This is a genomic window from Tyzzerella sp. An114, from assembly GCF_002161055.1.
Classification (GTDB): Bacteria; Bacillota; Clostridia; order Lachnospirales; family Anaerotignaceae; genus Fimicola; species Fimicola cottocaccae.
The window spans coordinates 17,747-43,852 of sequence record NZ_NFLT01000002.1; the positions used below are offsets into that span (position 1 = coordinate 17,747).

A 26,106-nucleotide genomic window follows, 5' to 3' on the forward strand; every position below is an offset into this window, starting at 1 on the left:
TTATATTTTTTGTAACAAAAATTTAATGATAAATAATAAGACCTTTATTGTAAATTTGTAAAAATTTTTGTATACTCTAGTTATATGTTTTTAAGGAGGCAGTATTGATGGGCAGGAGAGCCGAAAAAGAAAAAAATGTTAAGACAAAAAAAGTTAATATCAAAGTAATATTATTGGCGATTGTTGCCGTTGTTGCAATATTCAGTGCTGTGAGCTACTACACATATAAGAAAAATTATGAGGAAATGGTTAATACTGTTGAAATTAACACAATATATACAGGGGTTAAAGTTTCTGGAATAGACCTTTCAGGAAAGACAGAGGCGGAGGCTGTTGAAGTTTTAAGAGAACAACTTCAAAAACCTTTGGAAAGCCAGAGATTAGATATAACCGATGTTGACAGAAGATATCAGTATACATTTGCTGATTTTGGAGCTCACTATAATATTGAGGGTGCAGCTAAAAAAGCATTTGAATGCGGAAGAAGCGGAGACCTTAAATCAAGATATAAAGAAGTACTTGGATATGCAGAAAACGGAATTGACATAGAACCAGAATATTCTTATGATACAGAAAAGGTTACAACAGTTTTAAATGAGCTTAAAGCAGAGTTTGATGTGCCAGCACAAAATTCTCAGCTCACAAAATCAGGAGGACAGTTCGTAGCAACTGATGAAAAAGCTGGTTATGAGCTTGATGTAGAAAAAACTGCTGAGAAGTTAAAAGAACAGCTTAAAAGTAGACAGGCAGGAGAGTTTACTGCTGAGACAAAAGAACTTCTTCCTACAATAACAAAAGAACAAAATATGATGGCAACTACACTTATAGGAAGTTATTCCACATCATTTACAAATGGTCCTGGTTCTGAGGGAAGAAATGAAAACCTTAGAATTGCTTGTGCTAGTGTAAATGGAACACTTCTTGCACCAGGAGAAGTATTCTCAATGAATGCAACTCTTGGACCACAGACATATGAAAATGGTTATAAAGATGCCGGAGTATATGTAAATGGTAAAGTTGAGCAGGGTGTAGGTGGAGGAGTTTGTCAGGTTACAACAACTCTCTATAATGCAGTTATAAATGCTGAACTTGATATTGTTGAAAGGTCAAATCATTCTCTTACAGTTGCCTATGTACCTATGGGTATGGATGCAGCTATTGCAGGAGATTATAAAGACCTTAAATTTAAAAATTCAACTGATTATCCGGTTTATCTTGAAGCATACATTACTACAAACAAGATTATAACAAATGTGTATGGTTACGAAATCCATGACAGTGGTCATAGTGTAAAATATGAGACAGTTTATAATGGAAGTGTTCCAAAACCAGCCGAGAAAATAACTTATGACCCAAATCTTCCAGAAGGTGAAAGAGTTGTTACCTATGCAGGAAAGGTTGGACACAAAGTAAGTACATACAAAGTTGTGTACGAAAATGGAAATGAAGTAAGCAGAACACTTTTCAACAATTCAACATATAGAGCAACAGCTGATGAAGTTACAGTGGGAACAAAGAAAGCAACTGCAACAACAGATACAGCTGCTGCAACACAGTAATAATCAAAAAGGAACGTAGTAATTACGTTCCTTTTTTAATTTTTAGTCAAGAAAGGATATATTATATTATGGAAATAGGAAAAATACCGGCGGAAGTCCTTGAAAGGATTGTTTTAAATCCCATAAATAGAAATAAAAACAGACGTGATGAAATAGTAATAAGACCAAAAACGGGAGAGGATTGTTCTGCTGTTGATATGAAAGGTGAAATGTGTATAGTATCAACAGACCCTATAACTGGAGCTGATAAAAATGCAGGATATATTGCTGTTCATATAAATTGTAATGATATAGCTTCATCAGGTGGAGAGCCTGTTGGAATACTTGTTACAATTTTACTTCCTCCAAATAGCTCTGAGGAGCTTCTTGAAGAGATTATGTCGGGAGCATATAAAGCTGCCAATGAAGTTGGTATAGAAATATTAGGAGGTCATACAGAGGTTACAGAGGCTGTCACAAAGCCTGTTATTTCAGCCACTGTAATAGGAAAATCGAATAATAAGAAGTTTATATCATCCGGTGGGGCAAAAGTTGGACAGCAGGTTATAATGACAAAATGGGCAGGTCTTGAGGGTACAGCTATAATTGCCACAGATTATTATGATAAACTTAAAAATAAAATTGATGATGAAATTTTAAAATCAGCTATTGAAATGAGTGGGTTTTTGTCTGTATTGCCAGAGTCAAAAATAGCAACAGAACATGGTGCAACAGCCATGCATGATGTTACAGAAGGTGGAATTTTCGGTGCTGTTTGGGAAGTGGCTGACTGTTCAAATACTGGTATAATTATATATGAGGATAAAATACCTCTTAAGAAAGAAACTGAAACCATATGTAATTTTACCAATATAAACCCTTACAGTCTTATTTCTAGTGGTTCAATGATAATTACAGCCTTTGAAGGAGAAAACCTTGTCTGTAAGCTTAAAAATGCAGGAATTGAGGCTTCTGTAATAGGCGAGATAATAGAAAATGGAAAATATATTGTGGGAAAAGAAGGTAAAAGAGAGCTTTTACCACCAAAAAGTGATGAACTTTACAGAGTAAAACTGTGATTTCTATTGATAAATTTTTACAATATGAGTATAATAAATCAAATAAAATGTTTAACGGAGGTACAAATTATGCGTGAGGAAATACTTTCTTTATTAGAAAAAAACAGCGAAATGTCAGCAGAAAGCATAGCTGAAACTCTTGGCGTAAGTGCAGAAGCAGTCGCGGCGGAGATTAAAAAAATGGAGGAAGAAAAAGTAATCTGTGGTTATAGTGCCATTGTAAACTGGGACAAAACAGAAAGAAGATACGTTACAGCTCTTATAGAGGTTAGAGTTACTCCTCAAAGAGGTGACGGATTTGACAGAATAGCCGACAGAATACTTCGTTTTCCAGAAGTAAAAGCAGTGTATCTTATGTCAGGTGGTTTTGACCTTACTGTTATTGTTGAGGGAAAAGATATTAAGGAAGTTGCTTTCTTTGTTTCTGATAAACTTTCAACAATAAATGCCGTTATTGGAACAGCTACTCATTTTGTACTTAAAAATTATAAAGACCACGGTGTAGTTATGGGACAGAACCTTAAATCAGATGAGAGGATGATAGTTTCGCCATGAGCAAACAGTATATAGCAAAAAGTATAGAAAAAATGCCTACATCAGGCATACGTAAATTTTTTGATGTTGTAAGTACTATGGAAGGTGTAATATCTCTTGGTGTTGGTGAGCCGGATTTTGAGACTCCTTGGCATGTTAGAGAGGAAGCTATAACATCAATAGAAAAGGGAAAAACAGCTTATACATCAAATCAGGGAATGGTACCTTTAAGACAGGCCATTGCAGATTATCTTTATGAAAAATATGATATAAAATATGATGCAGAAAAAGAAGTACTTATAACAGTAGGAGCCAGTGAAGGTATAGACCTTGCCCTTAGAGCTATATGTGAGATAGGAGATGAAGTTCTTGTTGTAGAGCCTTCTTATGTTTCGTATAAGCCTTGTGTTGTTATGGCTGGTGGAGTTCCTATTCCTCTTACAACAAAAGAGGAGAATGATTTTAGACTTACTGTAAGTGATATTGAAGAAAAAATTACAGATAAAACAAAAGCTATAATACTTCCATATCCTAACAATCCAACAGGTGCTATTATGGAGAAAAAAGACCTTGAGGCAATTTCAGATATAATAATAAAAAATGACCTTGTTGTTATAAGTGATGAAATTTATGGAGAACTTACATATGGCAGAAAACATGTGTCAATAGCATCTTTACCGGGAATGCATGAAAGAACAATAGTCCTTAATGGATTTTCAAAGGCCTTTGCCATGACAGGTTGGCGTTTGGGATATGCTGCTGCACCTAAGCCTTTTATAAAACAGATGACAAAAATTCATCAGTATATAATTATGTGTGCTCCTACAATGAGCCAGTATGCAGGTCTTGAGGCTCTTACAAGTGAGGAAAGGGAAGAAGATATTGACATTATGCGTGAAGCCTATGATGAAAGACGTCGTGTAATGGTTGACGGATTTAGAAATATGGGGCTTTCATGTTTTGAACCTATGGGGGCTTTTTATGTTTTCCCATGTATAAAGTCAACAGGTCTCACAAGTGAGGAATTTTGTGAAAGACTTCTCTATGAAGAAAATGTTGCTGTTGTTCCGGGAACAGCCTTTGGAGAGTGTGGAGAAGGTTTTATAAGATGTTCTTATGCTTATTCTATTGAGAGTATAAAAGGAGCTCTTGAGAGAATAGAGAAATTTGTTAAAAGAATAAAAAATGAAAATAATTAAAATAAAAAGGCTGATAGCATTATTTGTTATCAGTCTTTTTGTTTTTACTCCTCAGGAGGAATGTATTCTATAATATCTGAGATTTCACACTCAAGAACATAGCATAATCTTGCTAAAATTGATAAGTCTATACGTTGTATATTTTGATTACAATATTTATTAAGTTGGGTTCTTTGCATTTCAGTACGTTGAGCCAATTTGTTTTTACTTATATTTTTTTCTTCTATTATTTTATTAAGATTAAGTTTTATTTTTCCATAATCTATATTAATCATAGACATCACCTTATTAAAGTATATAGCTAATATGTGTTTATTGACAGATGTTGAAATATAAATTTATAATTATAGTATTATAAATATATGTGTTTATATATACAGGGGGATATTATGGAATTTAAAGAAAGACTTAAACAACTAAGAAAAGAAAATAATTGTACAGCTTATAAATTAGCAAAATATTTGAATTATGGTGCTAGTGCTATTTCAAATTATGAGAATGGAAGAAATGAACCTTCGATAGATGTTTTAATTAAGATTTCAAAATTTTTTGATGTAAGTATTGATTATCTAGTTGGAAAAAGTAATGTTAAAAATTTTGAGTATTTAAAGAATTTTAAATATTATAATTTTTTTTCACAGTTTACAGATGAACAGATTAATAAAATGATAGATGTTATGATATATATGAAAAGTAAAAGCTATTTATGAATAAAAATACCAGTCTTTATATTTAGACTGGCATTTTTATATATTTTATTATTTCTTTATTTTTTTATTTCAAGGATAGCTCCTCTGTTTCCAGATGTAACCATTTCAGCATATCTTGCTAAATATCCTGTTGTAACAGAAGGTTTTCTAGGAACCCAGTTTGCACGTCTCTTTTCAAGTTCTTCATCACTAACTCTAAAATTGATTGTGTTTGCAGGTATGTCAATGTCTATAATGTCTCCTTCTTCAACAAGGGCGATATTTCCGCCAACTGCTGCTTCTGGTGATACATGACCAATAGAAGCACCTCTTGATGCACCGGAGAAACGACCATCTGTTATAAGGGCAACTGTACTTCCAAGTCCCATACCCATTATAGCTGATGTTGGATTGAGCATTTCACGCATTCCCGGACCACCTTTAGGACCTTCATATCTTATTACAACAACATCACCATGATTTATTTTTCCGCCTTTTATTGCTGCAATAGCGTCTTCTTCACAGTCAAATACTCTTGCAGGTCCTGAATGTACCATCATTTCAGGTGCTACTGCACTTCTTTTTACAACACATGAGTCAGGAGCAAGATTTCCTTTTAATACAGCTATACCACCTGTTGTGCTGTATGGATTTTCAACAGGTCTTATTACTTCAGGATTGAGATTTACACAGTTTTTAATATTTTCTGCAACTGTTCTTCCTGTAACTGTCATACAATCTGTATGGAGAAGTCCAAGTTTGTTTATTTCGTTCATTACAGCATAAATTCCACCAGCTTCGTTAAGTTCTTCTATGTATGTGTGTCCTGCTGGTGCAAGATGACAGAGATTAGGAGTTTTTGCACTTATTTCATTAGCTATGTCAAGGTCTATATCAACTCCAGCTTCATGAGCTATTGCAGGAAGATGAAGCATACTGTTTGTTGAACATCCTAAAGCCATATCCATTGTGAGAGCATTTAAGAATGCTTCTTTTGTCATAATATCTCTTGGTTTTATGTCATTTCTTACAAGTTCCATAATCTGCATACCAGCACGTTTTGCAAGCTGTATTCTCTGAGAATATACAGCAGGGATTGTTCCGTTTCCTTTAAGTCCCATACCAAGAACTTCTGTAAGACAGTTCATGCTGTTTGCTGTGTACATACCTGAACATGAGCCGCAAGTTGGACAAGTTTTGTTTTCATATTCGTCAAGTTCTTCTTCTGTCATTGTACCATTTGCAACAGCTCCAACAGCTTCAAATATTGTTGAAAGACTTGTTTTCTGTCCGTGTATTCTTCCGGCAAGCATAGGGCCACCACTTACAAATATTGTAGGAATGTTAAGTCTTGCAGCTGCCATTAAAAGACCTGGAACGTTTTTATCACAGTTTGGAACCATTACAAGACCGTCAAAGCCATGAGCCATAGCCATTGCCTCTGTTGAGTCTGCTATAAGGTCACGAGTTACAAGAGAGTATTTCATTCCTATATGTCCCATAGCTATACCATCACATACTGCTATTGCAGGGAATACAATAGGTACACCGCCATTCATAGCAACACCCATTTTTACAGCCTCAACAACTTTATCAAGGTTCATATGTCCCGGTACTATCTCATTGTATGAACTTACAATACCGATTAAAGGTTTTCTTATTTCCTCATTTGTAAGTCCCAATGCGTGCATAAGTGAACGGGCTGGGGCTGCCTGATGTCCTACTTTTACTTTATCACTTCTCATTATACATTACCTCCTTAAACATAATACATCTTCGTAGTTGTATAATGTCATGATAATCCTATTATGACATATTGTCAAGAATTTTCGTTATCTAAACCAAAAGCTTTTATAACACGAGTTATGTGTAAACGCATTGCAAGCTCTGCTCCTTCAGCATCACGCTCTTTTAAAAATTCCATTAGTGTTCTGTGGTCTTTTAGAGTGTGTTGTAATATTTCCGGTCTTACATGGGAGGCTTTTACTGCTGTTGATATGGCATTATTAAGTATAGGCATAAGTCTTTTTATCCAATCATTATGAGCAGCCTTCGCTATTTCGCCATGAAAAGCTCTGTCTGTTTCTGTCCTATCCTCATTATTTAATATTTTTGCTTCTGTTTCCATTCCGTAATGTATGATTTTTTCCAGTTCTTCATTTGTTGCTCTTTTTGCTGCAAGATATGCTATTTGTGGCTCAATCATAAGTCTTATTTCATATAAGTCTTTTAATTTTATTATCATGTTTTCTAGAGTTTCCATGCCAAAATCTTCAGAGAGAGAAGGATTTTTTGTTACAAATGTTCCTTTACCTCTTTTTATTTCAAGTATGTTTCTTGCAGTGAGATATTTTATTGCTTCTCTAAGAGGAGTACGGCTTATACCGAGTTCAGCAGCAAGAAGATTTTCATTTGGTAATTTATCTCCGGGAGAAAATCTCTTTTCTATGGTTATCATGTCTATGATTTGATTTGCAACTTTTTCAGATAAAAGTTTTCTTTCGCTGGACATTTTTATCATCACCTTAAAAATTATTTTTTAATAATAGGATAAATTAAAATATTACTTTTTTCAACTAAAAAAACCGCTTAAGGCCTTTTGGCATAGCGGTTTTTAAAATTAGTCATTTTGTTTTTTTATACATTCAGGACATAATCCATAGAATATAAGCTGTTCATATAAAATTTTGTAGTCTGTTTTTTCAGCAGCCTTTTCTGAAATATTATTAAAAATATCAAATTTAATATCTTCAACTCGTCCGCAGCATGTACAAACAATATGAGAGTGACTTTTTGTAACTGCATCATATCTTGCACAATTATCACCTACATTGAGCTCGCTAACAAGACCTGATGATTTGAAAGAATCAAGTGTTTTATATACTGTTGCAAGACTTATTGATGGATTATCAACAACAAGTTCTTTGTATATTGTTTCTGCACTGGGATGCTTATCTGTGTTCATCAGCATGTTATATATAGCAAGACGCTGGGGAGTTACTTTAAGGCCGTTTTCTCTAAGAAGTTTTGAAATTTCCTGCATAAACCTCGCTCCTCACTATTTATTAATAATTATTGTTATCTAATAATAATATATAATTGCTATTTAGTCAATACTTTTTGTACTAAAATAGAAACAATTTATAATATTTTATATAGAGTTGTTTTTGATAGGTGTCTATGATAGAATATTTTGTAACTTTTAAACAAAACATAAAGGAATGATAAAAAATGCATATTGTATTACATGAACCTGAAATACCTCAAAATGCAGGAAATATTGCAAGAACTTGTGCTGTAACTCAGTCTGTTCTTCATCTTATAAAACCTCTTGGATTTTCTGTTGAGGATAAATATTTAAAGAGAGCTGGTCTTGATTATTGGCATCTTTTAGATATAAGATATTATGAGAATTGGGAAGATTTTATTGAAAAAAATAAAGGTGCTAAACTTTATATGGCTACTACAAAGGCTAAAAAAGTTTACACAGAAGTTGAATATGGTGAAAATGATTACATAGTATTCGGTAAAGAGAGTGCTGGTATACCTGAGGAAATACTTTTACAGCACAAAGAAACATCTGTAAGAATACCTATGTTTGATGAGGCTAGAAGCCTTAATCTTTCAAATTCTGTTGCTATAATACTTTATGAAGCTTTAAGACAGCAGAATTTTAAAGGACTTTTAAAAGAAGGACAACTTCATCACTATAAATGGTAATTTTAAAAATTTTTAAACACAATAAGCCTTTATGAATTTTCATAAAGGCTTTATTTTTTTAAATTATTATGCCATAAAATCTCTTGGGTCAACATTTACACCGTTTTCTATAACTTCGTAGTGTACATGAGGACCTGTTACATTTCCTGTTGCTCCTGAACGTGCTATCTGCTGTCCAGCTTCAACATAGTCACCAACTTTTACAAGAAGCTCAGAGTTGTGTGCATAAAGTGTTTTATACTCGTTTCCATGGTCTATTACAACATAATATCCATAACTGCTGCTGTATTTTGATATTACAACTTTTCCTCCAGCTGTTGCATATACTGGACTTCCTGTTCCAACAGAAATATCAATACCTTTATGATATTCATATCCTCCATTTATAGGGTCTGTTCTGTCAGCAAAACCAGAAGTAATTCTTCCATTTGCAGGCCATAATGAAGGTATTGTTACACCTTCAAGAACTTTTGAAGCAAATTCAGCCTGATTATTTGCAAGAGTAGTTGTAACATTGTCTGCGGCTGCTATAAACTCACTTGAATTTATATTTATCATGCTTTCTATTGATGCTAAAGAGCTTGCAAGAGATGTTGTTTTTTCAAGAGGTGTGTATACAAGTGTTGTAAATTTTTTAGGTTCATCTGTTAACTCAGACTCTGCTAAAACTGTTTCTTTGTATTTCTGTCCAATACTGCTCATCTCGTCAAGAGTGTTGTAAAGCTCATCTTTAACACCATTAAGCTCGTTTATTCTGTTTTCAAGTTCATCAGCTTTCTGTATAATACTTTTGAAATCGCTTTCGAGAGTTGTATTTTCATTTTGAAGAACACTGTTTTCTGTCTCAAGGTTCTGTGTTTTTTCCATAAGATTGCTGTTTGTTATTTCAACTTCACGGAGTTTTGCTTGGGACTCCTCAACAGCCTTTGTAAGAGTGTTTATTTTGTAAGCTGCGGCAGAACCGCCAGCTGCTACTGTTGCAATAAGGAGTAATGATGCTATTTTTATATAATTCTTTTTAAGAGAAATTTCGTTTGTCACAACATTGCTGTTTTTTTCATGTATGAGATATGTAAGTTCACTTTCGTTTCTCACACAATTAAATAAATTTTCAAATTTTGTTGACAATATAATCACCTTTCCATAATTTTCATACATAACAACGCTATACATTATATAGGCTTATTACATATTTGTAAACCATATATTAAAATTGTTAACAATTTTTTAAAAACTTATAAGTTGAAGATGAATGTATTTTGTCATAAACTTAGGGTATATACTATGTTTGACTAGTTTTGTAATGAAGTGTTATAATTTTAAAGTTAATAGTTTTTATTCAATATATTAAAAAAAGGAGGTATTCCTTAGGGTGAATAAAGATATTATAGGCTATGTACAGACAGGATTTTCAGCCATATCAATGGCAAAAAGGGGATTTAATATTTTTAAGTATTTAAAAATAGTTTTTTCTATTTTTAGAAAGAAGAAAAAAGTAAAAACATCAAAAGTAAAAACTAAAAATACAAGTAATTTTATATTTGGCAAAAAAGGTAGACACATAATTAAAAAAGATATTTTTGTTATAAAGAGGGCTTTTTTAATTTTTAAAGAAAGGTTTTACTAAGGGTGGTTTTATGAAAAAAATAAAAAATGTAAAATTTGTAGGTGTCATTGTTATTTTTATTGCGGCTTTAATATCAGTTATTTTTTATTTTAATTATAATAAAAATAATGAAATACTCTCAAAGTCGGATTTCCCTGTTTTATATTCAAAAGATAATTCATTATATATGATGAAAAATAATTTTAAGACAGAAAAAATTGCTGATAATATTTATTCTTCAAAGCCTGAAAGTTTTTCTTCTGTTTCTGAAGGTTCAACAATCACTGATGACGGAAAAACTGTTTTTTATAAAGGTAATATATTGGAAAATGGTACAGGCATACTTTATAAACTTGATGTAAAGAAAAATGAGTCAACAGAGATTGCAAAAAATGTTTATGATTTTGATATTTATAAATCTTCGGGAAATATAGCTTATAGAGTTTTTGAGAGTGACCAAACTTTCACATTATATGGCTATGACGGAAATAAAAGTTTTGAAATATCAAAGGGACTTGATAGTAATTCTGTTTTCTTTATTGCCAACAGTGGTCAAAATGTTGTTTATAAAAAACAGAATATGGAAAAAGGAAGTTTCTATTCAACAGCTATAAATTCAAATGAAAATCAAATATGTTTAAGTGAAAATGTTGCAGGCTATTCCTATAATAAAAAGGGCGATAAAGTTTACTATGTTGATGTGAAAAGTGACGAGACAGGGGATAAGTACATACTTTATATGTATGACTTTGTAAACTCTCCTCAGATTATTGATGAAGATGTAAGCCCATATATAAAAGTTGCTGGTGATGATGAAACTTTATATTATTATAAAAATGTTGGAATTACCCTTAAAGCCTCTGATTATGTTGTAGATGATTTGGCTGAACAAGATAAAAATATAGCTGTACCTGACCCATTAGCCTTTTCAGGAAAAACCCTTGAGGAATACATGACAGCTGAGGCTGCCTATAAAAGTAAAGAGGTTAGAGATAGTATAAGACAGTTTATAGTTACAACGGAAATTTCTGTACCTTCAAATACATTATATTCTTATAATAATGGAGAAAAGAAAGTTATTGCTGAAAATGTATTTGAGTCCTATGGTATTGACAGCAAAAATTCTTTTATAATATATTCAATACTTGATATTAGTAAATTACCTAAAATAAATATATCACAGATAGGCTTGCCTTCGGATATTACTAATATATTGTCTCAAAGCATACAGTCATCATCTAAAGACGTATATATATGTAAATCAGGCAAAAATCCTTCTAAAATAGAAGGTTATTCCAATATAAATCTTTTGACAACTAAAATTTCAGCTGGCAGTGATAAGATTATGTTTTTTGATAACTATACAGAGAGTACAGGGGGAAAACTTGTTATTGCATCTGTGAATGAAAACGGGAATATTTCAGGATATTTTGAACCTTTAAATAGTACTCTTGTTAAAACTTCAATATTTGATGATTTAACTGGAAATACAGCTTTTTCATATACTGATGCAAGTGGAAAAAATATACTTGAATTTACAGACGGAAAAACATCTGAAAAAGTTGTTGAAAATCCTTCTGCCTATTGTTTTGGAACAGACAATGGAATTCTTTATTATATAGAGGAAACTGATAATGAAAGTGGTGCTGGTAATCTGTGTTATATTGAAAATGGCACAGTTTATACTATTGATAAAGATGTGTATTTTATGTTCTATATAGGTGAGGGCAAAATGCTTTATATGAATACAAAGGGTAGTATGTTTGTATTTGAAAATGGAAAATCAAAACAGATAGATACAGGCGTTGAAAGTCTGTTTATATATGAATAACAGAAAGGAAAATTTTTTATGGTATTTGAAACCTTTAGTCCGCAGGAGACAGAAGCTATTGGAGAAAATATAGGAAAAAATGCCAATAAAGGTGATATATATTGCCTTGAGGGAGATTTGGGAACAGGTAAAACTGTTTTTACAAAGGGCTTTGCAAAAGGTCTTGATATACATGAACATATAACAAGTCCTACATTTAATATTGTAAATGAGTATTATGGAAGACTTCCTATGTATCATTTTGATATGTATAGAATTTCATGTGTTGAGGAACTTGACGATATAGGATACGAGGAATATTTTTTCGGTGAAGGTGTTTGTCTTGTAGAGTGGGCATCTCTAGTTATGGAGGCTATTCCTTCCAACGCAAAATGGATAAGAATTGAAAAAGACCTTGAGAAAGGTCTTGATTACAGAAAAATTACAATAGATTAAGAGGTGTAATAAATGAAAATATTAGCACTTGATACAACAGGTCAGGTTGCAAGCGTAGCTCTTGCAGATGAAGAAAAACTTATAGGTGAATACACTATAAATTATAAAATGACACATTCTCAAACTATAATGCCTATGGTTGACGCTGTTGTAAAAATGACAGACTTTGACCTTTCAACAGTTGATTATATAGCTTGTTCTCAAGGTCCTGGCTCTTTCACAGGTTTGAGAATTGGAGCAGCAACAGCAAAGGGACTTGCTTTAGGTTTAAACAAAAAAATAGTACCAGTTCCAACTCTTGACGCTTTGGCATATAATATTTTTGAAACTGACAAAATAATATGTCCAATAATGGACGCTAGACGTTCACAGGTTTATACAGCTTTATATCAGTGGGAAGATGGCAAACTTCAAAATCTTACAGGACATATAGCTGTTTCAATAGATGAGATAATAGAGAGAGCAGAAGAATTTGACATGGGAGTTATATTTTTAGGTGATGGTGTTCCTGTTCACAAAGAAAAACTTCTTAAAAATGAGAACTTTATACTTGCACCACCTTCTTGTAATATGCAAAATGCGGGAGCTGTGGCTTCTCTTGCTTTTGATATTGTAAAAAATGGTGGAGCTTTAGATGGTGGAGATTTTACTCCTATATACATAAGAAAACCACAGGCAGAGAGAGAACTTCTTGAAAAACAGGCTATGGAGGGCAAAAATAATGATTAAAATAGTACCTATGACACAAGAACACATTGAAGGTGTTTTGGAGGTTGAGGAGCTCTGTTTTCATATTCCTTGGACTCGTGAGGATTTTGAGAGAGAAGTAAACTCAAATGCTATGGCTATATATAGAGTTGCTGTTGATGGTGAAAAAGTTGTTGGACATGCGGGAATGTGGCACGTTGTGACAGAGGGACATATAACAAATGTAGCTGTTCACCCTGATTACAGACGACAGGGCATAGGTGATATGCTTATACAAGAAATGATAAAATGTGCAGAGGAAAAAGAGATGATAGGTATTACCCTTGAAGTTAGAATAAGTAATGCTCCTGCACAGAAACTTTATACAAAATATGGATTTAAGCCAGAAGGCTTTAGAAAAAATTATTATGCAGATACTAAAGAAGATGCAGTTATAATGTGGAAATATTTTCCTATATATGAGGGTTATGAAGATACCCTCTGATTTTCAGAAAAAGGAGGCAGTATAATGGAAAAGCATAGAGAATTAAAATATACTGAATTGAAAAATTATTGTCTTGCAGAGGAACTTAAGTTTGACGATACAGAGGATTTAAGCCCCCTCAAAGGAATAATAGGACAGGAAAGAGCCGTTGATGCCTTCGATTTCGGTATTATGGTAAAAATGAAAGGCTATAATATATATATGTCAGGTCCTTCCGGCACAGGTAAAACAACATATGCTAAAATGAAAGCTATGGAAGTTGCAAAAGATGAGCCCGTTCCTTATGATTGGTGTTATGTTTATAACTTTGAAAATCCTGAAAGACCAACAGCTTTAAGATTTGCACCAGGAAAAGGTAAAGAGTTTAAAGAAGATATGAGCGAGCTTGTAGAGCTTTTTAACTCTGAAATACAGAAGGCTTTTTCATCTGATGATTATGATAAACAGAAAAATGAAATAACAAAGGTTTATGAAGATAAAAGAGAAGCTTTAATGAAGCATATGTCTGATGTGGCTAAAGAAAATGGATTTAGCGTTAAATCAACAAATTCCGGTATATATTTTATGCCTATGATAGACGGTAATACAATAAATGAAGAAGAATATGAAAAACTTGATGATGAGACAAAAGAAAAAATAAATGAGTCATCGGAACAGGTTCAAGAAAAAGTCTCTATTATAATGCGTGACATAAGAGACATTGACAAGGAAGCTAAAAAAGCTATGGATGACTTGGATTATAAAGTTGGTATGTTTGCAATAGGTCATCATGTTAATGCTGTTCAAGAGAAATATAAAGAGTATGACAGAGTTCTCAAATATATAAATTCTGTTCAGGAAGATGTTCTTGACAATATTGAAGAATTTATGGAAGATGATGAGGAGGCAGAGGAGGGACTTTCAGCACTTCTTCCTATGTTAAATAAAAAACAGACAGAGGATATAACTCTTAAATATAGTGTAAATCTTCTTGTTGATAACTCTGAGACAAAGGGAGCTCCTGTTATTATAGATTTTAACCCAACATATTATAATCTTGTTGGTGAGGTTGAGTATGGAAATGAGTTTGGTAATCTTACAACAGATTTTATGAAAATTAAAAGCGGTCTTCTTCATAGAGCTAATGGAGGATACCTTATAATACAGGTTCATGACCTTTTATCTAATGTTCAGGCTTGGGAGGCTTTACGCCGAGTTATAAAAACAAAAGAAATAACTATTGAAAACTTGAGAGAACAGCTTGGAGTTGCTACAATGCCAACTCTTAAACCAGAGCCTATTCCTGTTTCAGTTAAAGTTATACTTATAGGAAGTAGTTACTACTATGAGCTTTTAAATGAGTATGATGACGATTTTGGTAAATTCTTTAAAATAAGAGCTGAATTTGATTATGAAATGAACAGAAATGAGGAGAACATACACAAACTTGCAAAATTTGTCAGAGCTTTTTCTGAGAGAGAAAAAACAGCTCCTTTTGACAGTTCTGCTGTTGCAAAGATTGTTGAGTATTCCTCAAGACTTGTTGAGAGACAAGATAGACTTTCCACAAGATTTAATTATATAGCTGAAATACTCTGTGAGGCTGCCACATGGGCTTCAATAGATAAATCTGATACAGTAACAGCCTATCATGTAAATAAAGCTGTATCCGAGAAAGAAAATAGACTTAAAATGTATGAAGAAAAACTTGGCGAGATGATGGATGAAGGCGTTATAATGATTGATACAGAAGGTAAAAAAGTCGGTCAGATAAATGGTCTTGCTGTATTTGATATGGGAAGTTATATGTTCGGTAATCCTACAAGAATTACTGCCACAACATATTTGGGAAAATCTGGTATAGTAAATATTGAGAAAGAAGCTGAAATGAGTGGTCAAACTCATAATAAGGGTGTTCAGATTATAACAGGATATTTAGGTCAAACTTATGCACAGGATTTCCCACTGTCTCTTTCTTGTAGAATATGTTTTGAACAGAATTATAATGGTATTGATGGGGATAGTGCATCAAGTACAGAGCTTTACTGTATACTTTCAAGTCTCTCAGAGATACCTATAAATCAGGAAATAGCTGTAACAGGTTCTATAAATCAGAGAGGTGAAATTCAGGCAATAGGGGGAGTTACCTACAAAATAGAAGGTTTCTTTGACCTTTGCAAAAAAAGAGGTCTTACAGGAAATCAGGGTGTTATGATACCTGTTACAAATGTAAAAGACCTTGTTTTGAGAGATGATGTTATAGGAGCTGTAAAAGAGGGGATGTTCCATATATATCCAGTTTCAACTCTTGATGAGGGTATAGAAATTCTTATGAATACACCAGCCTCAAAAGTTCATAAGAAAGTAAAAGAAAAACTTGAATTATATTACAAAAAATCTGTCGGTGAAGATAAATAATTTAATTTTTTTGAAACAAAATTAAATATTTTAGCGTCAAAATAAGGTGTAATTATACACCTTATTTTTTTGTCCATTTTATTACGAATATGTTACAATTTAGAGTTTTTTGCACTAAATTGTATATTTTTTGATATACTATATAATGATTTTAATAATAAAAAAGGAGGAATAATTTTGAAGTGTAAATTTTTAAAAAAATTTGCTGCTATTACATTAGCATTTACAATGTTAATGCCTACTGTTGCCAGTGCTGCACCTATTGTTAATTATACACTTGTATATGACGGAGCAAGCCATGCTTATTCCGCAGAAGAAGTTTATATAAGCGTTAATGGAAAAGATGTAGATAGTGGAGATATGCCTCCTGTTGTGCTTAATAACAGAACCCTTGTGCCGGCAAGAGCTGTTTTTGAGGCTATGGGAGCAGAAGTTATGTGGAATGGAACAACAAGTGAGGTTTTTATATCAAAGGGAAGAGATGTTGTTGTTATACAGGTTGGAAATAACAAAGGAACAAAAAATGGTGAGACCTTTACTATGGACGTTCCACCTATGATTATAAATGACCGTACTGTTATACCTGTAAGAGCTGTTTCAGAGGCTTTAAACTGTGATGTTCAGTGGAATGGTGATACAAGATATGTAATCATAAATGAAGATGGTAAATCTGGAAATACAGAGACACCAGAAACTCCTTCTACACCAGAGACACCAGTCACTCCAGAAACTCCACAAACTCCAACAACACCAACTGACGGAGAAATTAAAACATATACAAACCCTTCTGGGGGAAGTGTTAATGTTAATTCTGTTTCACTTCCAGCCTCAGGAGCTGCTGAGAGCTATACAATAAATACATCTGGACAGATTTCAAAGTATACAACACAGCTTGTAAGTGGTAATAGACTTGTTGTTGATATATATGATGCTACTCTTGCTATGTCAAATAATGAAATATCTGTTGCTAATAGTTCAAATATTACAGGAATAAGAAGTGGTCAAAATCAGGTTACTCCTCAGAAAATTACAAGAGTTGTTTTTGACCTTAAATCAGCAGACAGCGATTATGGTGTAAGTTTTACATCTGATAAAAAGGGAATTATTGTATCCTTTGCAAAAAATGATATTACATCAATAAATATGACAAGTAATGGTAAAGTCGATACTGTAACTGTAACAGGAAAATATGCAACTAGCGGAAATGTTTTTAAACTTACAAATCCTGATAGAGTTGTTATAGATTTTCCTAATTCAAATTCAAATTTACCTGAAAATCCTTCAGTAAGTGGACTTAATGTTATAACTGCCATAAGAACAGGTCAGTTTGATGAAAATACAACAAGAGTTACATTGGAAGTTCCATCATCAGCTGAAGTTAATACATATTCATCAGGAAATAGTTTTAAGATTGATGTATCAAAGGGCACTCTTGATAATATAAGCTATAATTCTTCTACACGAACAATAACAATGAAGAAAATACAGCCTATAAATATAAATTCAATAGCTCACAATGATGATTATATCAATCTTAAATATACAATGACACTTCCGGGAAATTATACAAGTTCTTATGGATATGGAACATATAATGTAAATGATAGCTATCTTACAAGCTTTACTTTAGGCACAAATAGTGCAGGAAACACAACTATAACATTTAATGAAAAACAGATTACAGCCTACACAATCACAGAAGATGCGACAAATGTTTATATAAAAGTTCAAAATCCTAAAGAAAAATATGATTGTGTTGTAATGCTTGACGCAGGTCATGGATATCAAGACCCTGGTACAAGTGGAAATGGATTTAATGAAAAAGACTTAAATCTTCAGGTTCTTTTAAAAACATATGCATTATTTGAAAATGATGGAAAAGATGATGTAAAGGTTTATGCTACAAGACTTGATGATTCTTATCCTCAAAATGCTACAAGAGCTCAGAAAGCAAATGAAAGTGCTGATATGTTTATATCAATACATATGAATTCTGTTTCACCTAATGCTATACCTAATGGTACAGAGTTACTTTATAAAACTCACTCAACAGATGTGGCAGGAAAACTCACAAGCCAGATATTAGCACAGACATTACAAAATTCTATTGTAGGTGCTCTTGGAACAACAGATAGAGGATTAAAACACAGAACAGACCTTCTTGTTCTTAACTCAACAAAAGTTCCTGCTGTAATTATAGAAGCTGTTTTTCTCTCAAATCTTGGTGATGCACAGAAAATAAGTAATTCTGCAAATCAGCAGAAAGTTGCTCAGGCTATATATGATTCTGTGTATTATATGAAAAATAATTACAAAATACGATAATTTTAAAAAGGACAGATGTAAAATAATCTGTCCTTTTGTTTTTTATAGCAAAAATTTGAAATAATTTTTTTATAGATAGTGCCTTTTTTAATGTATAAAATTGTATATTAGGAGGTGCTTTCATGAAAATTTTGAGAGTTTTGGTTATTGTTTTTGTTTTCCTTATGATTATTCCAAGAACTGTTGAAGCTGATTGTTTATGTAATGATTATTATTATATAAATTTGTAGGTAGCTTTTAAAAACGGTATGGTCTTTAAAGTAAATAAATAGTATAATTATATTTGATGAGATAATAAGTCTCTTTTTTTATTATGTTTGTTTTTTTGCATACAGATAGTTTATAAATGTTTTATGAAAGGAAAGAAACAAATGACAAAGATAATATTTGCAACCAAAAATAAAGGTAAAATAAAAGAAATAAATGCAATAATGTCAGATATGAATGTTGAAGTAATATCTATGGAGGAAGCCGGAATAAATGTTGATGTTGTTGAAGATGGTACAACATTTCAGGAGAATGCTATAAAAAAAGCTCGTGAAATAATGGAAATATCAGGTCTTATAACAATGGCTGATGATTCTGGTCTTGAGATAGATTATCTTGATAAAGCTCCTGGAGTGTATTCTGCCAGATATATGGGAGAGGATACACCATATAACATAAAAAACAGTAAAATACTTGATATTATGAAAGATGTTCCAGAAGAAAAAAGAACAGCAAGATTTGTTAGTGTCATTGCAACAGCTATACCTGGAGGAAAAATTATTACTACAAAGGGAACAATAGAAGGTATAATAGGCCATGAAATTAAAGGAGAAAATGGCTTTGGATATGACCCTATATTCTTTGTACCTGAATATGGCATGACAACAGCTGAAATGGCTCCTGAGCAGAAAAACAGCATAAGTCATAGAGGTAAAGCTTTAAGACTTATGAAAGATGAGCTTAAAAAGGAATTAGGTGATTTATAATATGAAATTGCTTGTTATAAGTGACACTCATGGTTATTTAAGTAATGCAAGAAATGTTATAGAGCGTATAGGCGATAAAATAAATGGTATAATACATTTGGGAGACCATGACGAAGATGCAAAAGAACTTCAAGAGGAGTTTTCTGATATACCTTTTTATTATATAAGAGGTAATAATGATTATGGAATGAACACACCAGATACAAAAATGTTAAATATATGTGGTAAAAAAATAATTATCACTCATGGTCATAAACAGCAAGTTTATTGGAGTTATGATAATATAGCTTATTGGGCACAGGAAAAGGGTGCTGATGCTGTGTTCTTTGGTCATACTCATAGACCAGCTAATGAATATGATGGTAGCATATATATATTTAATCCAGGAAGTATATCTTTACCAAGAGGAATAAATTATCCTACATTTGGTATATTTGATATAGATGAAAATGGAAATATGCGAGGTACTATAATGGTGTATGTAGATGAAGATAATTTTATGCGTTTAGATAAACTTTTTTGAAAAAATTTTTTTGATATGTTGTAAAAACCTTGATTTTTCAAGGTTTTTATTTTTTTAAAATTTTTGCAAAAAAATGTTGACAAAGTGTAAATGTCCTGTTATAATAATTTTCGTTGAGTTGATAAAGCGACTGAAAAACAGGGTGTGCGGGTGTAGTTCAATGGTAGAACGTCAGCCTTCCAAGCTGAACACGTGAGTTCGATTCTCATCACCCGCTTTAGTATGGATCAGTAGCTCAGTTGGATAGAGCAACGGCCTTCTAAGCCGTGGGTCGGGGGTTCGAATCCCTCCTGGTTCATCTTTTTCGGCAGTTTATAAACTGCCGAAAAAATTCTAAAAAATGCTTGACAAATATTTTAAATGTTAGTATAATATTTCTTGTTCCTTTGAAAAACTGATAATTCAATATGCGGGTGTAGTTCAATGGTAGAACGTCAGCCTTCCAAGCTGAACACGTGAGTTCGATTCTCATCACCCGCTTTTAATATGGATCAGTAGCTCAGTTGGATAGAGCAACGGCCTTCTAAGCCGTGGGTCGGGGGTTCGAATCCCTCCTGGTTCACTTTAAAAAGACAATCTCATTTGAGGTTGTCTTTTTTGTTTTTTAAGTATTATAAAATTTATAAAATAAAAAAGTCGGTCTTTTCTAAAAGTCCGACTTTTTTTGATAATTAAAATTTAAAGTGCGGATAACAGGAATCGAACCTGCACCCTCTCGGACTGGATTCTAAGTCCAGCGCGTCTGCCAGTTCCGCCATATCCGCATAAACAATAAATTTATAATATTATATTTATGTATATTTGTCAATATTCAATATTTTTATTTGAAATGGTTTTAAAATATTATATACTTAATATGTATTATATTTTGAAGGTGGTGTGTTATATGAATACTGTTTTTTTAAAAAAAGTATGTGCAACATTAATTTCTGTTACAGTTTTAAGCACTTCTGTTTTTGCCATGGAAAAAGAAAAGGGATTTCAAAACTTTCAGGAGAAATATAATTTTACTGATGAAACTTTCACTGATATAGAAGCACAATGGGTTTTAAATGCTGTAAAACCTGCCTATGAGTTGGGTTTATTGTCAGGAAGGGAAGCTGGAAAATTTTATCCTAATAGCCAATTTACATTGGCAGAGGCTTTGTCTGTGGCTTCAAGAATAAACAGTATATATTTTGGAAGGGGCGATGAAATAAAGCCTTCTGAAGATAAAGAGTATGAAAATTGGTATGATATATATGTTGATTATGCCATAGAAAATGGAATAATAGAAAAAGATACTTTTGATGATTATACAAGAAATGCAAAAAGAGGAGAAGTTGCTTATATATTTGCAAAATCTTTACCTGATGAGTGCTTTGATAGAAAAAATACTGTTATAAATATTCCTGATGTTAGAAGCGAGACAGAATATAGTGATAGTATATATAAACTTTATGAAGCTGGAATATTGTCTGGTAAAGATGAATATGGCACATTTTATGCTGATGATAATATAACAAGGGGAGAGGCTGCTGTTATAATATCCCATATTGCTATGCCTGATACAAGATATAATTTTAATTTGAAATATAAATGGCTTGAAAATCAAAATTATGCATCTAAAAAAATGATTATATCATCAGATGGTATTTTTTCTCTCATAGTACCTGCTAAATGGAATATGGAGAGTACTTTTACATATCCTGAATATAATATGGAGATTTATTCTGAAAATGGAATACTTAGAATTGATAGTCAACTTGTTCCATATTCTAAATATGAAAACAGTGAAAAATATATTGAAGACTACAAAAATGAGATTAATGGTATTTATAATAATATTGATATATTTGAAAATCAAAATTTTAATATAAATAATGAAAAAGTTGTACGTTTTGATGTTACAGGCTATGTTCAAAATATAGATATTTACACATGGAATTTTGTTTTTGAAACCACAGGAGGCATAAATCATATACAGGTATCTTGTCCTTATTCAAAAGCAAAGGGATATGTTGATGAGGTTTTTGATATAATAAATACACTTCAAACAAGATAAGGAGGATTTTTATGAGTAGAATACTTATTGTAATAGATATGCAAAATGATTTTGTTGATGGTTCTCTTGGAACAGCAGAGGCTATGGGTATTATTGATAATGTGTGTGATAAAATTAAAAACTTTAAAGGTACAGTAATTTTTACAAGAGATACTCATACAGAAGATTACCTTGAAACACAGGAAGGTATAAAACTTCCTGTAAAACATTGTATAAAGGGCAGTGAAGGGTGGAAACTTACTGAAAAAGTTGAAAATATGAGAAAAGAATATAATTCTCCTGTATTTGATAAAGACACTTTTGGTTCAAAAGAAATAGTTCAATATCTTGATATTATAAATAAAAAATCACCAATAGAGTATATTGAACTTATAGGACTTTGTACAGATATATGTGTTATATCAAATGCACTTTTAATAAAAGCCTTTTTCCCTGAAATTCCTATAACTGTTGACTCAAAATGTTGTGCTGGGGTTACTCCTGAAAGTCATAAAAATGCCCTTGAGTCAATGAAGATGTGTCAGATAAATGTTATATAAATTTTAATAAATAAAAAAGCCGTTCATTTTGAACGGCTCTTTTTTGTTTGTTTATATTAAGCGGCTGGTGAAACTTCAACAGCTGTTTCTGGAGTAGCTGTTTCAAGTTCCATCATGTTATTTGCTATTATTTCATTTAAGTCTATTATTTCTGCATTAGCTTCAGGAGCACCTGTTGCAACTGTTTCTGTTTCTACATATTTAGCATTCATTGTCATAGCTAATTTTAATAATCCTGTCATATCAATATCTATTTTTGATACCATATTATTATCTTCATCAGCAGAAGCAGATATTGTCATTGACATAACATTAGGAACAGTTGTTACAGAGTCCATTGAATAACCTATAACATTGTCATTGTCATCAACAGTCATAACAAGTGTATTTTCTGATAATCCTGTTGTTGCATCGCCTACTGTTGTTTTTGAAGTATATACATTTCCGTTTTTTGTAAATGATGCATCATTGAATAATGAAAGAGCAGTTTTCATTACTTCATAATCATTTACTGTGTTGAATGCAGGTAACATATCAAGCTGTGCTTTTACTACATCTTTATAGCTTCCTGTCTGTGCTGTGTTTAAAAGTTCTTTAAAATCAAAACCTGGCATATATGACTGAAACATTTCCTGTAAATCTAAGCATAACCAAGCTGTATCAGACACTTCCATAGCTTTCTGGAGTTCAGGTGATTTGAAATAAATCTTTCCTGTTTCCATGTCCATTTTATATTCTACATTAAAAGCACTAAGAGAGTCTATTAAAGCTTTGTCTTCCTCTGTAAGATTTGGAATTTGAGAGAAATCAAAATTCATTGATGATGACATATCAAGTTTATTACCTGATGTGATACCATCTATTGTTCCGGAACCTTTAACAGGAGTAGTTTCTCCAGATTTTATGTCTGTTAAAGACATATCAAAATTAAAGTCTCCGCCAATAGTATAGTTATCTTCTAAAAATTTGTTTGAATATGCATTGTATTTATCCATCAATGTAAATTCGCCAATATCTTCAAGAAGTTTTTCTTTATCAACAGCGATAACAGCTCTGTTTGTAGCGTCCCAGCCTACTGTGTATCCTGCTTTTTCAGCAACTTCTCTTATGGCTACATTTCCCTCATAAGCATACTCAGCACCAAATAAAGTTTTAGCATCTTCTGTTGAAATATGAACAGAATTGTTTTCAATAAATGGAGTAGCCTCAAGATTTTCAGCATAAACACCATTAATCTGTACTGAAATAGGTTTTTCTTCTGCCATTACACCCTGACATAATGATAATGTCATAATTCCTGCTAATGCGGCCGAGGTAAAACCTTTGATTTTCTTCAACATAAAAAATCCCCCTTTTGATAAATAATTATTGTGTTCATAATATCATTAGATTGATATTATAAAATAATTATATCATTTTTAAAAAAAATAACAATTTTTTGAATAATTTTTAGGAAATATTTAAGAATTAAAAAAAGCACCCTTAGGGTGCTTTATAGTTTATTTATCATAATCCTTTAAAATGCCTTCATAATTTATAAGTTTTGTAAGCTCTGAGAATATACAGTCATACATACAGTCATATCCCTTATAACTGAGATGCACACCGTCCTCTTGGAGATATTCTTTAAAATTTCCACCGCTTTCTTCAACCATATAATCATAAAAATCCACAATAGGACAATGATATTTTTTGGCAAGTTTTTTAACTATGTAGGCATACTGTTTTATTCTGTTGCATGATGTGAAAGGGTGAGCTTTCTCATCAATAACAGGGGGTGGTGTCACAAGTACAGGTATAGGTATACAGTTATTTAAACCTGTTCTGTTATTATGTGCTTTTATTATTGTTATTATGTTTTCAAGATTTTCTTCATATTCACTCTGTGAACAGAAGTGGTCATCATACATTGAACTGTCATTTGTTCCAAAAAGTATTATGACAATGTTAGGATTAAGGTCAAGTACATCTTTTCTAAGACGTCTCAATGCACCTCTTGTATTATCACCGTTCACACCTTTTTTTACAATATTCCAGGATATTGAAGGGTAATAAAGAGGCATATACTTATCCAATCTGTCTATATATGATGTGTTTATATCAACACCATATCCATATGTTAGACTATCACCAAAACCTATAATTGTTGTTTTAATCATTTAAAACGTCCCCCCGAAATATTTTCAGATTTACACTTTTTAAAGCTCTTCTATATAATGATAAAAGTTTGGGAAAGATATGTCAACACATTCTGAATTATTGATTATTGTTTTTCCCTCGCATTTGAGAGCTGCAATAGCTATACTCATTGCTATACGGTGGTCATTATGGCTTTCTGTCTCAGCACCTTTAAGAGAATTTACACCTTTTATAATCATTCCGTCATCGGTTTCTGTTATATCAGCACCAAGTTTTGAAAGCTCATCTTTTACAGTTTTAATTCTGTTTGACTCCTTAACTTTAAGTTCTTCAGCATTTCTTATTATTGTTGTACCTTCGGCAAATGTAGCTGCAACAGCAATTATAGGTATTTCGTCAATGAGTTTTGGTATTAAGTCTCCCTCAATTACAGTTCCTTTAAGTTTTGATGATTTTATTTCAATATCAGCCACAAGTTCGCCACATACAGTTTTTTCATTTAATATATTTATGTCCGCTCCCATATTTTTAAGAACTGTTATTATTCCTGTTCTTGTTGGGTTTATTCCTATATTTTTAAGTATTATATGAGAGTTTTCACATATTGCACCGGCAACCATAAAATATGCTGCTGATGAAATATCTCCTGGAACATATATTGTTTTTCCGTAAAGCTCTTTTACAGGGTGACATATAATGTCTTTATCTTTATGCTCAATATTTGCACCAAGATAGTTAAGCATTATTTCTGTGTGGTCACGAGTAGCTTCAGGCTCTGTTATAACTGTTTCACCTTCAGCATAAAGTCCCGCAAGAATTAATGCACTTTTTACCTGTGCAGAGGCAACAGGAAGGGTATAGTGTATACCTTTAAGTTTTTTACCATGTATTCCAAAAGGAGCAAAAAGTTTACCGTCTTTTTCACCTTCAAATTCTGCTCCCATTTCTTTTAATGGTATTGAAACTCTATTCATAGGTCTTTTTTGAATAGAGCTGTCACCTGTTATATTTGAATTAAAATCCTGTGCACTTAAAAGACCTGTTATAAGTCTCATTGTTGTTCCACTGTTTCCCACATCGAGAGTAGAAGAAGGGGAGGAAAGACCATACATTCCTTTTCCATGGACAGTAACTTTTTCATCTGTAACATCTATATTAATTCCCATTTTTCTAAAACAGTCTATTGTTGAAAGACAGTCAGCACCCATAAGAAAACCGTAAATTTCTGTGTCGCCGGAGGCTATTGAACCTAACATAACAGAACGGTGGGATATTGATTTGTCTCCCGGAACAGTGAAATTTCCTTTTAAACCGTTTTTAGGAAATATTTCTTTTTTCATTT

Annotated in this window: 25 protein-coding genes and 5 tRNA genes; 21 read left to right on the forward strand and 9 right to left on the reverse strand. The window is 32.3% G+C overall.

The genetic code is table 11. The features are described 5' to 3' along the window. The first annotated feature begins 107 nt into the window (after positions 1 to 107). The 4 genes from B5E58_RS01870 (at position 108) to B5E58_RS01885 (ending at position 4,350) form a co-directional block, all read left to right on the forward strand. Positions 108 to 1,559 (forward strand): VanW family protein, encoded by a 1,452-nt coding sequence (locus B5E58_RS01870; protein WP_088107995.1) that lies wholly within the window; start codon positions 108 to 110, stop codon positions 1,557 to 1,559. Between the two features lie 68 nt (positions 1,560 to 1,627). Next, positions 1,628 to 2,617, forward strand: a complete 990-nt coding sequence (locus B5E58_RS01875) for an AIR synthase family protein (RefSeq protein ID WP_088107996.1) — start codon at positions 1,628 to 1,630, stop codon at positions 2,615 to 2,617. Between the two features lie 69 nt (positions 2,618 to 2,686). Continuing rightward, positions 2,687 to 3,172, forward strand: coding sequence for an Lrp/AsnC family transcriptional regulator (locus B5E58_RS01880; RefSeq protein ID WP_088107997.1), 486 nt, complete (start codon positions 2,687 to 2,689; stop codon positions 3,170 to 3,172). Beyond that, positions 3,169 to 4,350: an aminotransferase class I/II-fold pyridoxal phosphate-dependent enzyme gene (locus B5E58_RS01885; protein WP_088107998.1), complete on the forward strand. Its 1,182-nt coding sequence runs from the start codon at positions 3,169 to 3,171 to the stop codon at positions 4,348 to 4,350. Before B5E58_RS01880 ends, B5E58_RS01885 begins: the two co-directional genes overlap by 4 nt. A 44-nt stretch (positions 4,351 to 4,394) precedes the next feature. Here the strand turns inward: B5E58_RS01885 and B5E58_RS01890 are convergent, their stop codons facing one another. Beyond that, a complete protein-coding gene (locus B5E58_RS01890) occupies positions 4,395 to 4,625 on the reverse strand; it encodes a helix-turn-helix domain-containing protein (RefSeq protein WP_206608536.1) in 231 nt (76 codons plus the stop codon). A gap of 114 nt (positions 4,626 to 4,739) precedes the next feature. Between B5E58_RS01890 and B5E58_RS01895 the strand changes: the two genes are divergently transcribed. Continuing rightward, positions 4,740 to 5,060, forward strand: a complete 321-nt coding sequence (locus B5E58_RS01895; RefSeq protein ID WP_158097638.1) for a helix-turn-helix domain-containing protein — start codon at positions 4,740 to 4,742, stop codon at positions 5,058 to 5,060. A 56-nt stretch (positions 5,061 to 5,116) separates the two neighbouring features. Here B5E58_RS01895 and ilvD read toward each other — a convergent pair whose 3' ends face one another. The 3 genes from ilvD to B5E58_RS01910 form a co-directional block, all read right to left on the reverse strand. Further along, positions 5,117 to 6,784 (reverse strand): dihydroxy-acid dehydratase, encoded by a 1,668-nt coding sequence (gene ilvD, locus B5E58_RS01900; protein WP_088108000.1) that lies wholly within the window; start codon positions 6,782 to 6,784, stop codon positions 5,117 to 5,119. Positions 6,785 to 6,858: 74 nt separating this feature from the next. Beyond that, a complete protein-coding gene (locus tag B5E58_RS01905) occupies positions 6,859 to 7,551 on the reverse strand; it encodes a FadR/GntR family transcriptional regulator (protein ID WP_088108001.1) in 693 nt (230 codons plus the stop codon). Between the two features lie 108 nt (positions 7,552 to 7,659). Continuing rightward, positions 7,660 to 8,082, reverse strand: a complete 423-nt coding sequence (locus B5E58_RS01910) for a Fur family transcriptional regulator (RefSeq protein ID WP_088108002.1) — start codon at positions 8,080 to 8,082, stop codon at positions 7,660 to 7,662. 188 nt (positions 8,083 to 8,270) lie between these two features. Here B5E58_RS01910 and trmL point away from each other — a divergent pair, with 188 nt between their 5' ends. After that, entirely contained in the window at positions 8,271 to 8,759 is a 489-nt protein-coding gene (gene trmL, locus B5E58_RS01915) for a tRNA (uridine(34)/cytosine(34)/5-carboxymethylaminomethyluridine(34)-2'-O)-methyltransferase TrmL (RefSeq protein ID WP_088108003.1), read from the forward strand. Between the two features lie 66 nt (positions 8,760 to 8,825). On the opposite strand, the gene B5E58_RS01920 is transcribed toward trmL, so the two are convergent. Then, the gene (locus B5E58_RS01920; RefSeq protein WP_158097639.1) at positions 8,826 to 9,854 is read right to left on the reverse strand and encodes a M23 family metallopeptidase; all 1,029 of its coding nucleotides are present in this window, start codon (positions 9,852 to 9,854) and stop codon (positions 8,826 to 8,828) included. A gap of 277 nt (positions 9,855 to 10,131) precedes the next feature. On the opposite strand from B5E58_RS01920, the gene B5E58_RS01925 reads away from it, so the two are divergent. The 13 genes from B5E58_RS01925 (at position 10,132) to B5E58_RS01985 (ending at position 20,604) form a co-directional block, all read left to right on the forward strand. Next, positions 10,132 to 10,386, forward strand: coding sequence for a hypothetical protein (locus B5E58_RS01925; RefSeq protein ID WP_088108005.1), 255 nt, complete (start codon positions 10,132 to 10,134; stop codon positions 10,384 to 10,386). A 10-nt stretch (positions 10,387 to 10,396) separates the two neighbouring features. Beyond that, entirely contained in the window at positions 10,397 to 12,196 is a 1,800-nt protein-coding gene (locus tag B5E58_RS01930) for a hypothetical protein (protein ID WP_088108006.1), read from the forward strand. Positions 12,197 to 12,214: 18 nt separating this feature from the next. After that, positions 12,215 to 12,631, forward strand: coding sequence for a tRNA (adenosine(37)-N6)-threonylcarbamoyltransferase complex ATPase subunit type 1 TsaE (gene tsaE / locus B5E58_RS01935; protein WP_088108007.1), 417 nt, complete (start codon positions 12,215 to 12,217; stop codon positions 12,629 to 12,631). Between the two features lie 12 nt (positions 12,632 to 12,643). Continuing rightward, a complete protein-coding gene (tsaB, locus tag B5E58_RS01940) occupies positions 12,644 to 13,360 on the forward strand; it encodes a tRNA (adenosine(37)-N6)-threonylcarbamoyltransferase complex dimerization subunit type 1 TsaB (RefSeq protein ID WP_088108008.1) in 717 nt (238 codons plus the stop codon). After that, positions 13,353 to 13,823 carry a ribosomal protein S18-alanine N-acetyltransferase gene (gene rimI / locus B5E58_RS01945; RefSeq protein WP_088108009.1) on the forward strand — a complete coding sequence of 157 codons (471 nt, stop codon included), beginning with the start codon at positions 13,353 to 13,355 and terminating at the stop codon, positions 13,821 to 13,823. Before tsaB ends, rimI begins: the two co-directional genes overlap by 8 nt. A gap of 24 nt (positions 13,824 to 13,847) precedes the next feature. Next, positions 13,848 to 16,220, forward strand: a complete 2,373-nt coding sequence (locus B5E58_RS01950; protein WP_088108010.1) for a Lon protease family protein — start codon at positions 13,848 to 13,850, stop codon at positions 16,218 to 16,220. Between the two features lie 177 nt (positions 16,221 to 16,397). Continuing rightward, positions 16,398 to 18,545, forward strand: coding sequence for an N-acetylmuramoyl-L-alanine amidase family protein (locus B5E58_RS01955; protein WP_088108011.1), 2,148 nt, complete (start codon positions 16,398 to 16,400; stop codon positions 18,543 to 18,545). 371 nt (positions 18,546 to 18,916) lie between these two features. Then, on the forward strand, positions 18,917 to 19,519 hold the full coding sequence (locus B5E58_RS01960; protein ID WP_088108012.1) for an XTP/dITP diphosphatase: 603 nt from the start codon (positions 18,917 to 18,919) through the stop codon (positions 19,517 to 19,519). Position 19,520: 1 nt separating this feature from the next. Further along, positions 19,521 to 20,042, forward strand: a complete 522-nt coding sequence (locus B5E58_RS01965; protein WP_088108013.1) for a metallophosphoesterase family protein — start codon at positions 19,521 to 19,523, stop codon at positions 20,040 to 20,042. A 146-nt stretch (positions 20,043 to 20,188) separates the two neighbouring features. Beyond that, a tRNA-Gly gene (locus B5E58_RS01970) sits at positions 20,189 to 20,259 on the forward strand. A 7-nt stretch (positions 20,260 to 20,266) separates the two neighbouring features. Next, positions 20,267 to 20,340 (forward strand) — tRNA-Arg (locus B5E58_RS01975). 111 nt (positions 20,341 to 20,451) lie between these two features. Then, a tRNA-Gly gene (locus B5E58_RS01980) sits at positions 20,452 to 20,522 on the forward strand. Between the two features lie 8 nt (positions 20,523 to 20,530). After that, positions 20,531 to 20,604: transfer RNA gene (locus B5E58_RS01985), tRNA-Arg, on the forward strand. A gap of 122 nt (positions 20,605 to 20,726) precedes the next feature. Here B5E58_RS01985 and B5E58_RS01990 read toward each other — a convergent pair. Next, positions 20,727 to 20,806, reverse strand: a tRNA-Leu gene (locus B5E58_RS01990). A 122-nt stretch (positions 20,807 to 20,928) separates the two neighbouring features. On the opposite strand from B5E58_RS01990, the gene B5E58_RS01995 reads away from it, so the two are divergent. Together B5E58_RS01995 and B5E58_RS02000 are read left to right on the forward strand one after the other, a co-directional pair. Further along, the gene (locus B5E58_RS01995) at positions 20,929 to 22,086 is read left to right on the forward strand and encodes an S-layer homology domain-containing protein (RefSeq protein WP_158097640.1); all 1,158 of its coding nucleotides are present in this window, start codon (positions 20,929 to 20,931) and stop codon (positions 22,084 to 22,086) included. A gap of 11 nt (positions 22,087 to 22,097) precedes the next feature. After that, positions 22,098 to 22,625: a cysteine hydrolase family protein gene (locus B5E58_RS02000; RefSeq protein ID WP_088108015.1), complete on the forward strand. Its 528-nt coding sequence runs from the start codon at positions 22,098 to 22,100 to the stop codon at positions 22,623 to 22,625. Between the two features lie 56 nt (positions 22,626 to 22,681). Here the strand turns inward: B5E58_RS02000 and B5E58_RS02005 are convergent, their stop codons facing one another. The 3 genes from B5E58_RS02005 to aroA form a co-directional block, all read right to left on the reverse strand. Then, positions 22,682 to 23,965 (reverse strand): hypothetical protein, encoded by a 1,284-nt coding sequence (locus B5E58_RS02005; RefSeq protein WP_088108016.1) that lies wholly within the window; start codon positions 23,963 to 23,965, stop codon positions 22,682 to 22,684. A 159-nt stretch (positions 23,966 to 24,124) separates the two neighbouring features. Next, a complete protein-coding gene (locus B5E58_RS02010) occupies positions 24,125 to 24,784 on the reverse strand; it encodes an SGNH/GDSL hydrolase family protein (protein ID WP_088108017.1) in 660 nt (219 codons plus the stop codon). Between the two features lie 39 nt (positions 24,785 to 24,823). Next, a complete protein-coding gene (aroA, locus tag B5E58_RS02015) occupies positions 24,824 to 26,104 on the reverse strand; it encodes a 3-phosphoshikimate 1-carboxyvinyltransferase (RefSeq protein ID WP_206608537.1) in 1,281 nt (426 codons plus the stop codon). Between the last annotated feature and the right edge of the window lie 2 nt (positions 26,105 to 26,106).

Coding starts and splice junctions, on each gene's coding strand:
- B5E58_RS01930 (WP_088108006.1), top strand. CDS start 10,397: ATGAAAAAAATAAAAAATGTAAAATTTGTAGGTGTCATTGTTATTTTT.
- B5E58_RS01875 (WP_088107996.1), top strand. CDS start 1,628: ATGGAAATAGGAAAAATACCGGCGGAAGTCCTTGAAAGGATTGTTTTA.
- aroA (WP_206608537.1), bottom strand. CDS start 26,104: ATGAAAAAAGAAATATTTCCTAAAAACGGTTTAAAAGGAAATTTCACT.
- B5E58_RS02005 (WP_088108016.1), bottom strand. CDS start 23,965: ATGTTGAAGAAAATCAAAGGTTTTACCTCGGCCGCATTAGCAGGAATT.
- tsaB (WP_088108008.1), top strand. CDS start 12,644: ATGAAAATATTAGCACTTGATACAACAGGTCAGGTTGCAAGCGTAGCT.
- rimI (WP_088108009.1), top strand. CDS start 13,353: ATGATTAAAATAGTACCTATGACACAAGAACACATTGAAGGTGTTTTG.
- B5E58_RS01995 (WP_158097640.1), top strand. CDS start 20,929: ATGAATACTGTTTTTTTAAAAAAAGTATGTGCAACATTAATTTCTGTT.
- B5E58_RS01895 (WP_158097638.1), top strand. CDS start 4,740: ATGGAATTTAAAGAAAGACTTAAACAACTAAGAAAAGAAAATAATTGT.
- B5E58_RS01885 (WP_088107998.1), top strand. CDS start 3,169: ATGAGCAAACAGTATATAGCAAAAAGTATAGAAAAAATGCCTACATCA.
- B5E58_RS01870 (WP_088107995.1), top strand. CDS start 108: ATGGGCAGGAGAGCCGAAAAAGAAAAAAATGTTAAGACAAAAAAAGTT.
- tsaE (WP_088108007.1), top strand. CDS start 12,215: ATGGTATTTGAAACCTTTAGTCCGCAGGAGACAGAAGCTATTGGAGAA.
- B5E58_RS01960 (WP_088108012.1), top strand. CDS start 18,917: ATGACAAAGATAATATTTGCAACCAAAAATAAAGGTAAAATAAAAGAA.
- B5E58_RS01950 (WP_088108010.1), top strand. CDS start 13,848: ATGGAAAAGCATAGAGAATTAAAATATACTGAATTGAAAAATTATTGT.
- B5E58_RS02000 (WP_088108015.1), top strand. CDS start 22,098: ATGAGTAGAATACTTATTGTAATAGATATGCAAAATGATTTTGTTGAT.
- B5E58_RS01965 (WP_088108013.1), top strand. CDS start 19,521: ATGAAATTGCTTGTTATAAGTGACACTCATGGTTATTTAAGTAATGCA.
- B5E58_RS01910 (WP_088108002.1), bottom strand. CDS start 8,082: ATGCAGGAAATTTCAAAACTTCTTAGAGAAAACGGCCTTAAAGTAACT.
- trmL (WP_088108003.1), top strand. CDS start 8,271: ATGCATATTGTATTACATGAACCTGAAATACCTCAAAATGCAGGAAAT.
- ilvD (WP_088108000.1), bottom strand. CDS start 6,784: ATGAGAAGTGATAAAGTAAAAGTAGGACATCAGGCAGCCCCAGCCCGT.
- B5E58_RS01880 (WP_088107997.1), top strand. CDS start 2,687: ATGCGTGAGGAAATACTTTCTTTATTAGAAAAAAACAGCGAAATGTCA.
- B5E58_RS01905 (WP_088108001.1), bottom strand. CDS start 7,551: ATGTCCAGCGAAAGAAAACTTTTATCTGAAAAAGTTGCAAATCAAATC.
- B5E58_RS01890 (WP_206608536.1), bottom strand. CDS start 4,625: ATGATTAATATAGATTATGGAAAAATAAAACTTAATCTTAATAAAATA.
- B5E58_RS02010 (WP_088108017.1), bottom strand. CDS start 24,784: ATGATTAAAACAACAATTATAGGTTTTGGTGATAGTCTAACATATGGA.